Below are 12,505 nucleotides of genomic sequence, written 5' to 3' on the forward strand. Positions count from 1 at the left end.
GGTCCGGTTCCCGGCGGGCACGTGGGCTATCCTGGTCAACCGTGGAACATGAGAACAGCACGGGCGTCCGACTGCTCGGCCCCGGCGACATCCGGGAGCTGGCGGCGGAGCTCGACGTCACCCCGACCAAGCGCCTGGGCCAGAACTTCGTCATCGACCCGAACACGGTCCGCCGGATCGTCTCGGCCGCCGAGGTGGGGGAGCACGACCATGTCGTGGAGGTGGGCCCGGGGCTCGGGTCGCTTACCCTGGCGCTGCTGGAGTCCGTCGGACAGGTCACCGCCGTGGAGATCGACAAGCGCCTGGCCGGACGGCTGGAGCAGACCGTCGGCGAGTTCGCACCCTCGCGTGCCGACGACCTCACGGTGCTCACCGCCGACGCGCTCACCCTGACCGGCGGGGAGATCGCCGAGCCCACCGCGCTGGTCGCCAACCTGCCCTACAACGTCTCCGTGCCGGTGCTGCTGCACCTGCTGGAGGTGTTCCCCAGCATCCGTCGGGTGCTGGTGATGGTGCAGCTGGAGGTCGCCGACCGTCTCGCCGCGGACCCCGGTAGCCGCGTCTACGGGGTTCCCAGCGTGAAGGCCGGTTTCCACGGCAGGGTTCGCAAGGCCGGCACGATCGGCAAGAACGTGTTCTGGCCGGCGCCCAAGATCGACTCGGGCCTGGTGCGCGTCGACCGCTGGGACGACTCCGACCGCCCGTGGCAGGCGCAGCTGGAGGAACTGGGGGAGGACGCGCTGCGCCGCGAGGTCTTCGCCGTCACCGACGCCGCCTTCCTGCAGCGCCGCAAGACCTTGCGCGCGGCGCTGTCCGGTTACTTCGGTTCCGGCCCGGCGGCCGAGGAGGTGCTGACCCGGGCGGGCATCGACCCGCGCGAGCGTGGGGAGAAGCTGGACTCCGCAGCCTTCGTGGACCTGGCGGTGGCGTCCTTGGCGGGCAGGAACTCATGACGGTCGGACGTTCCGTCACCGCCACCGCCCAGGGCAAGGTCAACCTGCACCTGGCCGTCGGTGACGCCCGCGACGACGGCTACCACGAGTTGCGCACCGTCTTCCAGGCCCTGGACCTCACCGAGTCCGTCACGCTCACCGTGGCGGGCGTCCACGAGGGTGTGCCGGACGACCTGGCCGAGCTCATCGGCTCCTTCACCGTCACCGGACGCGACGCCACGAAGGTGCCGGTGGGCGATCAGCTGGCCGACAACCTCGCCGTGCGCGGCGTCCTGAGCGTCCTGGAGCACTACCGTGACGGGCTCGCCGGCGTGCCGGCGGCGTCCTTCCCCGTACTGGACGTGCTGGTCGACAAGGGTGTACCCGTCGCCGGCGGCATGGCCGGCGGCTCGGCGGACGCGGCGGCGGCGATGGTCGCCACCCGCGAGATCATGCATGGCCCCGGCTTCGACCGCGTACCGCGTCCGGACGACGACACCCTCGCGGTGCTCGCCGCCGACATCGGGGCCGACGTGCCCTTCTGCCTCACCGGCGGCACCGCCCTCGGCCAGAACCGGGGGGACGTCCTGGTGCCGGTGCTCACCCGCGGCACCTACCACTGGGCGCTGGCGATGGATCCGCGCGGCCTGTCGACCGCGGACGTCTTCGCCCGGCTCGACGAGCAGCGCGCGGCCTCAGCCCGCGGCGAGCGTCCCGACCTGCGCGCCGAGGGGCCCGAGGGTGCTCAGCGCGCGATCCTCACCGGGGACGTCGATGAACTCGCCCGTCACCTCGACTCCGCGGTGGTCAACGACCTGCAGGCCCCGGCGATCAGCCTCAGCCCGGACCTGCGTGGCACGCTGGCCGCCGGACGCGACGCCGGAGCGTTGGCCTGCCTGGTGTCCGGTTCCGGGCCGACGGTGGCGATGCTGTGCCGCGACCGCGGCCACGCGGTCGACGTCGCGTCCACGCTGGCGGCGGAGGGCGTCGGCGGCCGTGCCGTAGCGACCACCACCGCGGCGTCCTGCCGACACGGGGCGCGTATCGTAGCTGGGGCGTAACACCCCCACCGAGAGGATCCCCCCGAACCGCCATGGCAACACCGGTCAACCTGATCAACCTGGAGAACGTCGAGAAGTCCTACGGTCTCAAGACCCTGCTGGACAAGGTCAGCCTGGGCGTGAACTCCGACGACCGTATCGGCGTCGTCGGCCTGAACGGTGGCGGCAAGTCCACCCTGCTGCGGGTCCTCTCCGGCGACGACACCGCCGACGCCGGCCGGGTGTCGCGGAACAACGACCTGCGCATGGCGCGCGTCTCGCAGGACGTCGACCTCGCCGGCGACACCGTCGGCGCGTCCGTCCTGGAACCGCTGGGCCTGCAGACCTACGAGTGGGCCTCGGACCCGCGCGTGCGTGAGGTGCTGCACGGCCTCGGCGTCGCCGAGCTGGGGGAGGACGGCCTGGACACCCCGGTGGCCGGGCTCTCCGGCGGCGAGCGCCGTCGCGTGGGCCTCGCCGCGGCGCTGGTGAGGGACCTGGACCTGCTGATCCTCGACGAGCCGACGAACCACCTGGACGTCGAGGGTGTGCAGTGGCTGGCGTCGCACCTGCTGTCGCGGCGCTGCGCGCTGATCGTGGTCACCCACGACCGTTGGTTCCTCGACACCGTCGCCAACCACACCTGGGAGGTCCATGACGGGGTCGTGGACGTCTACGAGGGCGGTTACAACGACTGGACGTTCGCCCGCGCCGAGCGTGCCCGGCAGGCCGACGCCGCCGTGCAGCGCCGCGCCAACCTGGCGCGCAAGGAGTTGGCGTGGCTGCGTCGTGGCGCGCCGGCCCGCACGTCCAAGCCGCGCTACCGCATCGAGGCGGCCGAGGCGTTGATCCAGGACGTCCCCGCCCCGCGCGACTCCGTGGAGCTGATGAGTTTCGCCACCCGGCGCCTGGGCAAGAAGGTCATCGAGCTCGAGGACGCCACCGTGGCCACCCCGGACGGCCGACCCCTGGTCGAGGACCTCACCTGGCGGCTGAACCCCGGCGAACGCATCGGCCTGGTGGGTGTGAACGGCTCGGGCAAGACCACGTTGCTGCGCACCCTGGCCGGCGAGCACCCGCTGGCGGCGGGGCGTCGGGTCGAGGGCCGCACGGTGAAGATCGGCTGGTTGCGCCAGGAGCTCGACGACCTCGACCCCGCCCGCCGGCTGCTCGACGCGGTGGAGGACGTGGCCTCCCGGGTGCAGATCGGCGACAAGGAGCTCACCGCCTCGCAGATGGCCGAGCGGCTGGGCTTCTCCTCGAAGCGTCAGCGCACCCCGGTCGGTGACCTCTCCGGTGGCGAGCGCCGCCGACTGCAGCTGACCCGTGTGCTCATGGCGGAGCCGAACGTGCTGCTGCTCGACGAGCCCACCAACGACCTGGACATCGACACCCTGCAGGAACTCGAGAGTCTGCTGGACGGCTGGGCCGGGACCATGGTCGTGATCTCCCACGACCGCTACCTCGTGGAGCGGATCTGCGACTCCACCTGGGCGCTGTTCGGCGACGGGCGGCTGACGAACCTGCCCGGCGGGATCTCCCAGTACCTGGACCGGCGTGCCGAGCAGGCCGCCCTGGAGAACCGGCACACCGGCAACATGGCGCTCGGCGGGGCGTCCGACAAGACGGCTGAACCTGCAGCCCCGACCGCGCCGGCGTTGTCCGCGCAGGAGGACCGCGCGCTGTCCAAGGAGCTCGGCGCGCTGGAGCGCAAGATGTCCAAGGTGCAGGCGAACGTGGACGACCTGAACCGCCGTATGGCGGAGGCCTCGGCCCCGGCGGACGGCAACATCGACACCGCGCTGCTGTCGGAACTGGACATGAAACTGTCCGCTGCCAGGGACGAGCACGAGGAACTGGAGATGAGCTGGCTCGAGGTCGCCGAGCGCAGGGAGACCGGCTGCTAGACTCACTAGCCATACATGACGTTGACGTGCGTGGAGGCTGAGTGGTGCAGGTGGTTCAGGACGACAACTCGCCCGACTTCCCCGGAGTGATCGTCCGGCAGGACCACGGGGCGAAGCCCGAGCCGGAGCACCGGGGGTTCCTGCGCGGCCTGATGGAGCCCAGCACGTGGGGGCTGGTGGTCGGTGCGTTGATGTTCGCGCTGTCGCTGACCCCCTCGCTGCTGACGCGTGACTGGTTGTTCCAGGGCGTGGCCGCCGGGCTGTCGGCGGCGACGGGCCACCTGGTCGGCGTGGTGCTCCAGTGGGTGTGGGTCCTGTGGATCCGCGACCTGGTGGAGCCGCTGATCACCGTGGTGACCCGGGGGCGGACGATTCCGCCGCGGTGGCGTCCGCGGCTGCGGGTCGCGCTGATCGCGGTCATCGTGGTCGCGCTGCTGGTGTGGATCCTCTTCGCGGTGCAGTGGCAGCAGCAGATCGCCGACATCATGGGCGACGAGGCATACTCCGCCGGCGAGTTCTTGAAGGTGCTGCCGGTCGGCCTGCTGCTGTGGGTGGGTTTCTACCTGGTGGGCAAGATCGTGGTGCGCGGCACGGTGCTGCTGGCACGCGCGGTACCCGGTCAGCACACCCGGTACGGCCTGAAGCTGCTGGTGTCGTGGGCGGTCGTCGGTGTGGTCACGGTGTTCGTGGCCGACCAGATCCTGCCGGGCACGATCCTGCGGGTCAGCGAGCGGATCTCCTCGGTGCGCGACCAGGAGATCCGCGAGGATCTGGTGGAGCCCACGGTCCCGGAGCGCAGTGGCGGGCCGGGGTCGCTGAACGAGTGGGAGGACCTCGGTGCCTACGGCACGCGGTTCACCGCGCTGGGCCTGTACAAGGACCAGCTCGAGGAGCTCACGGGACGTCCCGCCGAGGAGCCGATCCGGGTGTACGCCGGGTTGGGCAACGGCGACACCGACCGCGCGCGTGCCCTGAACGTGGTCGACGAGCTGGAGCGCACCAACGCCCAGGACCGTGAGGCGTTGATGGTCGCGCCGACGACGGGCACGGGGTGGGTGAACCCCACCGCCGCGCAGGCCTTCGAGTTGATGTTCGACGGGAACACCGCCATCGCCGCCGACCAATACTCCTACCTGCCGAGCGCGTTGCAGTTCATCACGGACCGCAACCGGGTGCGCGAGGCCGGCAAGGAGCTGATCGACGCGGTCGCCGACTGGTGGGAGCGCCTGCCGGCGGACAACCGTCCGAAGCTCTACGTGTACGGCGAGTCTCTGGGCACCACGGCCGGGGAGGGTGGGTTCTCCGGTGTGCGCGACATCGCCTCCACGGTGGACGGTGTGCTGTGGTTGGGCCCGCCGAACAGCAACGAGCTGTGGCGGGACTTCGTGACGCGTCGCGACCCGGGGACCCGTGAGGTTGACCCGGAGTACTCCGGCGGCATGATGGTGCGCTTCGCGGAGAACTCCGAGCAGATCCAGCGGTGGATCAACGACCCGGAGGACGGCGGGACGTCCTGGGACGGTTCGCGTGTGCTCTACGTCCAGCACCCCTCGGACCCGGTGGTGTGGTGGTCGCCGAACCTGCTGTTCCGGGAGCCGGACTGGCTGAAGGAGCCGCCGGGCTTCGACCGGTCGCCGACGATGCAGTGGATGCCGATCGTCACCTTCTGGCAGGTGACGTTGGACCTGCCGCGTGCGGGCAACGTGCCCAACGGGCACGGCCACAACTACGGCACCTCCGTGCTGGACGGTCTGGTGGCGGTGGCGGGGGAGGACCGCTTCTCTGTCGACGACGTGGAGCGGTTGCGTGTGCAGCTGGACGATGCGATGGAGAACCAGGGCCCGGAGAAGGAGGTCGGTGTCGACAACGGGTGATCCGGGCCGACGCTGACTGAATTCAGTATGAGCATATAGACATTTCTGCATCACTATTCTGACCTGGACCTACAGGTAGTGCCAGGGTGGCGACCATCCGTGACCTGCCGTCGCGGCGCGTTCTCCCCGGGCGACCGATTGCATAAGTGCCATGAACAGTGCCTATGGATAGTCAAGCCCCCCTTATGGGGGTGTGTAGTTTGGCCTGTCTAACACATGAACAACTCAGTCGGTAGGCTATGTGGTGCAGCGAGGTTAATCCTTCGCTGTGAACCTCATATACTTCTATCGAAAGGCATCATCATGCTGGACATCATCGGCACCATCGTCAACTCCATCGGCGACTTCTTCACCGAGGCTCTGGAACTCGTCACCGGCTCCATCGCTGGCGAGTAAGTCGCACTAGCGACGTTGGCCCCCGCACTTCGGTGCGGGGGCCTTCTCTTGCGTCCGTGCGGTGAATAGGTACGTTCCCCGACATAAGGTATGTTTAACATGTGCGGACGTGATGAACCCGCGCTGAGAGCACATCTTCGTGTGTGCCTGCCTTTCGCGAATCCGCGCACCGGGCCCCTGTTGAACGGGGCTGGTGCGCGGATTCTTTTATCGTTCTAGCTGTTCAGGACGGTGAACGCCGATCATTTTCACCCCAAACGGGGGTATGTAGTCTGCCCCATGTAACAACCTCGGGACTTTCATCGGTATCGTTCCTGTAGCAGCGAGGCATGAGCAACGCCGCAGAAAATCATATACATCTATCGAAGGGTCTTCCCATGATCGACATCATCGGCACCATCGTCAACGCCATCTCCGGCTTCTTCACCTCCGCCCTGGAGACCATCACCGGTTCCATCACCGGTGCTGAGGCCGGCGACGAGTAAGTCGCTTCACGGTGACGCCAACCCCCCGCACCCACGGTGCGGGGGTTTTGCTGTTTCCGGTCTTCGTTACGGGTGCGGCCAACCTGGGTGGCTGCGCTCTGTGAAGACGGCGTTGGGCATCGAGCGCCATCTCCCCACGGGTCGGATGAGGGGGTGCTTGTCGTGGCAGACCTGTTTCACTCGGCGGTTCCACCGTTCGATGAGCGAGGAGTACTTCTTCAGGTGCCAGATGTATCTCTCTCCGGTTCTGACTGAAACCTTTGAGAGGCGGTCGTCGAGCCCCTCAGAAGTCTTCCCTCCGACGGCCCACTTCATGACGATCTCTGCTTTCTCAAGGTGAGATTCGGGGATGGCGACTGTCCGGGAGATCTTCCCGCACGATCGGTCGAACTCTGGGCGGGCCTTCATGAGTGGAGTCCAGGCGTTGCCGTAGTGCGCGTATATCGACAGGTCGTAGAAGGATCCCGGGCCTACAGCCCACAGTTCGAACTCCACACGCCGTTGTTCATTGACTGAGCTGGAGGATTCTAATGAGACGGCGAGTGCGTGCCGCATGCTTCCGAGTTTGGCCACCTTGAGCTGGCTGTAGGCGATGTACAGGCCTATCGCCGTGCCTGTTGCGGCGAAGATGCTGGCGATGTTCCCGATGACGTCCATGCTCATGGCGATAACCTAGTGGATCTCGGAGGAGCGTGACGAGCGACTGGCGTCCTGTGATTGTGCTTCGTTCCCGTCATATGCCCATCGCAGCGTGCCCAGATACCGGAGTTCCTGAGCTCGTCCGGAATCTCCCGGCGGTGAGCGACCTTGTGACCTGCGCTGACGCTCACCTAGAAGCACGCGTAGAATCGCCGCCATGATCTTGATCAACGTCCGATTCCGCCCGCTTCCCGAGTACGTCGAGAACTTCCGGGAGGTCGTCGCCGACTTCACCGACGCCACCCGCGCCGAAGCCGGCAACCTCTGGTTCGACTGGTTCCGCGGCACCGACGATCCCACCGAGTACTTCCTGGTGGAGGCCTTCGAGGACGGGGCCGACGGGGCCCACGTGGAGAGCGACCACTTCAAGGCCGCCTGCGAGCTCTTCCCCACGGTGCTCTCCGAGACCCCGCAGATCGTTAATACCTCCATCCCCGGTAAGAGGGAGTGGGACCGCATGACGGAGTTCTCCGTGGAGTGACGGGGTAAACTCGTCAGACATGACGTCACGGAACGCACCTGCCGAAAACCCGACCGCGACCCGCCCGCCGAAGCTCGACAAGGTCGCCTACGAGAAGGAGCTCAAGAAGCTCCAGGCGGACCTCGTCGACATGCAGCAGTGGGTGCGGGAGACCGGTGCCCGCGTGGTGGTCATCATGGAGGGCCGCGACGCCGCCGGCAAGGGTTCAGCCATCAAGCGCATCACCCAGTACCTCAACCCCCGCTACTGCCGGGTCGAGGCACTGCCCGCGCCGACGTCCCGCGAACAGGGGCAGTGGTACTTCCAGCGCTACGTGGAGAAGCTGCCCTCGGCCGGTGAGATCGTGATCTTCGACCGCTCCTGGTACAACCGCGCCGGCGTGGAGCGGGTCATGGGCTTCTGCACCGCCCCGGAGTACCGCCGCTTCCTGCACCAGGCACCCATCTTCGAGCGGCTGCTCGTGGAGGACGGCATCATGCTGCGCAAGTACTGGTTCTCCGTCTCCGACGAGGAGCAGGTCGCCCGCTTCACCTCCCGCCGCGAGGACCCGCTGCGCCAGTGGAAGCTCTCCCCGATGGACCTCCAGTCCATCACCCGGTGGGAGGACTACTCCCGGGCGAAGGACGAGATGTTCGCCCACACCGACACCCCCACCGCCCCCTGGTACACGGTGGAGAGCGAGGACAAGAAGCGTTCACGCATCAACGTGATCAACCACCTGCTGTCCTCCGTGCCGTGGGAGAAGGTCGAGCACACCCCGCCGCACATCCCCGAGCGCCCGGAGGTGGCCTCCGACTACGAGCGTCCCCCGCGCACCGAGTTCCGCTACGTGCCGGACCTGGCCTCGAAGCTGGAGCGCAAGCCCAAGAAGAACAAGAAGAAGGGCAAGTAGCCCCTCAGGCGTAGTGCGCCTCGATTTCCCGCTCGAAGTGCTCGTGGATCACCTTGCGGCGCAGCTTCAGTGACGGGGTGACCTCCTGGTACTCCACGCCGAGGTCGCGGTGCAGGATCGTGAACTTCTTCACCTGCTCCCACCGGTTGAGGTGGCTGTTGAGCTCGTCCACGTAGCCCTGCACCATCTCCCGGGTCTCCGAGGCACGCACGATGTCCTTGTAGCTGCCCGACAGTCCCTGGCGTGCGGCCCAGGCGCTGACCGCCTCGTCGTCCAGGGTGATCAGCGCGGAGACGAAACTGCGGTCGTTTCCCACGGTCACGATCTGGCTGGCCACGGGGCAGAGGCCCTTGAACTTCGCCTCGATCTGGGCGGGGGCCACGTACTTGCCGTTCGAGGTCTTGAACAGCTCCTTCTTGCGGTCGGTGATCCTGACCCGGCCCTCCTCGTCGATCTCGCCGATGTCACCCGTGGAGAACCACCCGTCGGCGTCGAGCACCTCGGCGGTGGCCTCGGGGTTGTTGTGGTAGCCGTCCATCACGCCCGGCCCGCGCAGCTGCACCTCCCCGTCGTCGGCGATGCGCACCTCCACGCCGTCCAGGGGCGGGCCCACGTAGCCGGCCCGGTAGGACTGCGGCCGCGTCAGGCAGGACGCCGCACTCGACTCGGTCAGCCCGTACCCCTCGAGGATCGGCATGCCGGCCGCGCCGAACCAACGCGCCACGTCCGTGTTCAACGCCGCCGAGCCGGAGATGAAGTAGTGCACGTTGTTCCCGAAACGTTCCCGGATCTTCGACATGACCAGCTTGTCGCCGATCTTCGCCTGCAGCCGGACCCACGTGCCCGCGGAGCCCACGCCGTTGTCGGCGGTGAAGACCTGCACGCCCACCCGGCTGGCCCAGTGGAAGAGCTTCTCCTTCACCCCGCCCTCGTTGGCCATCATCGTCGCCACACCGTTGTAGGCCTTCTCGAAGATGCGCGGGGCCGAGCCCATGAACGTCGGCTTCACCACGCCGAGGTTCTCCACGATCTTGTCGATCCGCCCGTCGATGGCGGTCTCGAAACCGATCTGCAACGGCAGCACGAGCAGCAGCTTGCCCATCACATGGGCCAGGGGGAGCCACAGGAACTGCTTGTCGTCGATGGTGAGCAGGTCCTCCGGCCCGGAGTTGGAGGTCTGCTCGGACGCGTGCGCCTCGAACACCCACACCCGGTGGGGGAGCCGCACACCCTTGGGCCGTCCGGTCGTCCCGGAGGTGTAGATCAGGGTGGAGAGGTGCTCCAGGGTGGTGGCGTCGATCCGGTCGTCGACGGCGGTGGGGTTGGCGTCCATGTACTCCCGGCCGGTGGCGCGGAGCTCGTCGAGCGTGACCGCCCATCCGGTAGCGTCCTGCGCGAGTTCCGCGGGGACCTCACCCTCCAACAGGACCACGGTGCCCACGTCCGGGATCGACTCGCGCAGGGAGAGGAGCTTGCCCAGCTGGTCGGCGTCCTCGGCGAAGACCAGGCGGGAGCCGGAGTCGTCGAGGATGTACGCCACGTCGTCGGCGATGGAGGTGGGGTAGACCGTCACCGTGGCCGCGGAGGCGTACATGATCCCGTAGTTCGCCAACGCCCACTCGTAGCGCGTCGAGCTGGCGATGGCGACGCGGTTCTCCGGCTCGATCCCCAACGACATCAGTCCGCCGGCGACCTCGGTGGCCTGCGTCCCGAGCTCGGCCCAGGTGACGGCCTCCCAGGTCTCGTCCCCGCCCGCGTGCGGCACGGGGTAGCTGTAGGCCCTACGGTCGGGCGTGGCCCCGATACGGTTGCGGAGCATGTGCCCCACGGACCGGACCGCGGGGTCGATGCGCACGGTGGCGGGCGCTGGGCTGGGCGAAGGTGTCATTCGGACTCCATCCGGGACGAAGGTGTGCTTTGTGTCACGATAGCAAAATGACTGTGTGGTGACCGGTGTTTCCCGAAGCATCTTCCGCGGTTCCGTGCCACCATGGCTGACATGGCTTCCGCAACCTCGTCCCCGTACCCCGAAAGTCCTCTCGTGCGTGTCGAGTCCCTGCACGGCACCGGCATCGTCACCCTCGACCGGCCGAAGGCGCTCAACGCGCTCAACCACGAGATGATCAACGCCGTCGCCGCCGCGCTCGACCGGTTCAGCGACGACGCGGACGTCCGCCAGGTGCTGCTGTGCTCGGCGGGGGAGAAGGCCTACTGCTCCGGCGGGGACGTGCGCTCCGTCCGCGAGTCAGACCTCACCGGCGACTACACCGCCGGCGACGACCTCTTCCGCGACGAGTACGACATGAACCACGCGCTGGCGACGTTCCCGAAGCCCACCGTCGCCCTCGTCGACGGCATCACCATGGGCGGCGGCCTCGGCGTCTCCGCACACGCCGACGTCCGTGTCGTCACCGACCGGACGTGGGCGTCGATGCCGGAGATGGCGATCGGCTTCATCACCGACGTCGGCATCTCCCACGCCTTCACCCACCTGCCGAACGTCCCGGAGGACGCCCGGACCGCCGTGGGCCTGTTCCTGGCGACCACGGGTTACCGCATCACCGCCGCCGACCTGCTGTGGAGCGGCCTGGCGACCCACCGCCTGCCGGACGGTGAGGCCGAGCGCTTCCAGGACGTCCTGCTGCAGGACGGCCTGGACGCCGCGCTCACGCTCACCCACCGCCCCGAGGAGGCGTCCTGCTTGGAGGAGAACCTCGGGTGGATCGCCGAGACCTTCGCCGGCGACGACTGGGCGGCGGTCGACGCGCGCCTCGCCGCGGCGTCCGGCGACTTCGCCGAGGAGGTCCGCGGCCTGCTCGCGCCCGCCAACCCGCTGTCGCTGTTCGCCGCGGCCGTCCTGCTGAACCACTCGGCGGACGCGACGCTGCGCGGCGCGCTCGACGCCGAGTACGCGCTGGGACGCCTGCTGCGCCGCCAGCCGAACTTCCCCGAGGGGGTGCGCGCCGTGCTGGTCGACAAGGACCGCGACGCCCACTTCACCCCGGCCAGCGTCGCCGAGGTCACCGACGAGCAGGTCGGGGAGCTCAGACGGACAGTGGCTCAGGCGTGACCTCGGCGCTCCTGCGCTGAACCCGCACCCAGACCACGAAACCCCAGGCCACGAACACACCGTAGACCAGGTAGAGCACGGCGCTGGGGTAGTAGCCGGCGGTGAACAGCAACGGCACGCCGACGACGTCCACCGCGATCCAGATCAGCCAGAACTCCGTCCAGCCTCTGGCCATGCCGAAGGTCGCGAGCAGCGAGCCGGTGAAGATCCAGGCGTCCGCCCACGGACCCCAGGACCCCAGTGCGCTGAACACCCACGCGAAACCGCAGGTGCCCACCACCGCGACCACGAGCATGCCCACCCGCTCCCGGTTCGACGCCCAGTGCGGCTGCACCGCCTCGTAGGTGTCCGCCGGTTCCGAGAGGATCGAGCGCGACGGGTCGGTGTCCGCCGGCTCGCGCAGCCCGGCGGTCTTCGCGCGCTGCCACTGCCACCAGCCGTAGACGCTGACGATGAGGAACATGACCTGGCGTCCGGCCTGCCCGTAGAGGTCCAGGTCCTGCGGGGTGTGGAAGACACCGCCGAGAAAGACGGTGAACAGCAGGACGTTGCCCGCGATGCCCACCGGCCAGGCCCACACCACCCTCCGCATACCGCCGATGGCGGAGGCGATGCCGAAACCGTTGCCGATGATCTCGCGCCAGAGGACGGCGGAGTCGCCGATCGTCCACTGGGCGTTGAGGAATGTCGTGAGGCCGTCCTGGAGGGACGACAGTACTGCGGACATGA

Annotated in this window: 10 protein-coding genes; 7 read left to right on the forward strand and 3 right to left on the reverse strand. The window is 68.2% G+C overall.

Going from position 1 to position 12,505, the window contains the following annotated elements; all coding sequences use genetic code 11:
• Positions 1–41 precede the first annotated feature (41 nt).
• The 4 genes from rsmA to ACT3UN_RS12060 are packed head-to-tail and all read left to right on the forward strand — an operon-like array spanning position 42 to position 5,753.
• Positions 42–953 (forward strand): 16S rRNA (adenine(1518)-N(6)/adenine(1519)-N(6))-dimethyltransferase RsmA, encoded by a 912-nt coding sequence (gene rsmA / locus ACT3UN_RS12045; protein WP_301442726.1) that lies wholly within the window; start codon positions 42–44, stop codon positions 951–953.
• Entirely contained in the window at positions 950–1,993 is a 1,044-nt protein-coding gene (locus ACT3UN_RS12050; protein WP_441582726.1) for a 4-(cytidine 5'-diphospho)-2-C-methyl-D-erythritol kinase, read from the forward strand. Before rsmA ends, ACT3UN_RS12050 begins: the two co-directional genes overlap by 4 nt.
• A gap of 32 nt (positions 1,994–2,025) precedes the next feature.
• Entirely contained in the window at positions 2,026–3,879 is a 1,854-nt protein-coding gene (locus ACT3UN_RS12055; RefSeq protein WP_444657189.1) for an ABC-F family ATP-binding cassette domain-containing protein, read from the forward strand.
• Positions 3,880–3,920: 41 nt separating this feature from the next.
• Complete coding sequence (locus ACT3UN_RS12060) at positions 3,921–5,753, forward strand: alpha/beta hydrolase (protein ID WP_444657190.1); 1,833 nt, start codon at positions 3,921–3,923, stop codon at positions 5,751–5,753.
• A 947-nt stretch (positions 5,754–6,700) separates the two neighbouring features.
• Here the strand turns inward: ACT3UN_RS12060 and ACT3UN_RS12065 are convergent.
• On the reverse strand, positions 6,701–7,297 hold the full coding sequence (locus ACT3UN_RS12065; RefSeq protein WP_441582723.1) for a hypothetical protein: 597 nt from the start codon (positions 7,295–7,297) through the stop codon (positions 6,701–6,703).
• A 193-nt stretch (positions 7,298–7,490) separates the two neighbouring features.
• Here ACT3UN_RS12065 and ACT3UN_RS12070 point away from each other — a divergent pair, with 193 nt between their 5' ends.
• Together ACT3UN_RS12070 and ppk2 are read left to right on the forward strand one after the other, a co-directional pair.
• Positions 7,491–7,814 carry a putative quinol monooxygenase gene (locus ACT3UN_RS12070; RefSeq protein WP_441582722.1) on the forward strand — a complete coding sequence of 108 codons (324 nt, stop codon included), beginning with the start codon at positions 7,491–7,493 and terminating at the stop codon, positions 7,812–7,814.
• Positions 7,815–7,833: 19 nt separating this feature from the next.
• Entirely contained in the window at positions 7,834–8,706 is an 873-nt protein-coding gene (gene ppk2 / locus ACT3UN_RS12075) for a polyphosphate kinase 2 (protein ID WP_301442721.1), read from the forward strand.
• Between the two features lie 4 nt (positions 8,707–8,710).
• Here the strand turns inward: ppk2 and ACT3UN_RS12080 are convergent, their stop codons facing one another.
• Complete coding sequence (locus ACT3UN_RS12080; RefSeq protein WP_444657191.1) at positions 8,711–10,594, reverse strand: AMP-dependent synthetase/ligase; 1,884 nt, start codon at positions 10,592–10,594, stop codon at positions 8,711–8,713.
• 111 nt (positions 10,595–10,705) lie between these two features.
• Here ACT3UN_RS12080 and ACT3UN_RS12085 point away from each other — a divergent pair, with 111 nt between their 5' ends.
• Positions 10,706–11,776 (forward strand): 3-hydroxyisobutyryl-CoA hydrolase, encoded by a 1,071-nt coding sequence (locus ACT3UN_RS12085; protein ID WP_301442719.1) that lies wholly within the window; start codon positions 10,706–10,708, stop codon positions 11,774–11,776.
• Here the strand turns inward: ACT3UN_RS12085 and ACT3UN_RS12090 are convergent.
• Complete coding sequence (locus tag ACT3UN_RS12090) at positions 11,751–12,503, reverse strand: nicotinamide mononucleotide transporter family protein (RefSeq protein ID WP_441579851.1); 753 nt, start codon at positions 12,501–12,503, stop codon at positions 11,751–11,753. The two genes, ACT3UN_RS12085 and ACT3UN_RS12090, sit on opposite strands and share 26 nt — an antisense overlap.
• Positions 12,504–12,505: the final 2 nt, after the last annotated feature.

It is taken from the genome of Corynebacterium sp. AOP12-C2-36, assembly GCF_052379185.1.
In the GTDB taxonomy this organism is placed as follows: Bacteria; Actinomycetota; Actinomycetes; order Mycobacteriales; family Mycobacteriaceae; genus Corynebacterium.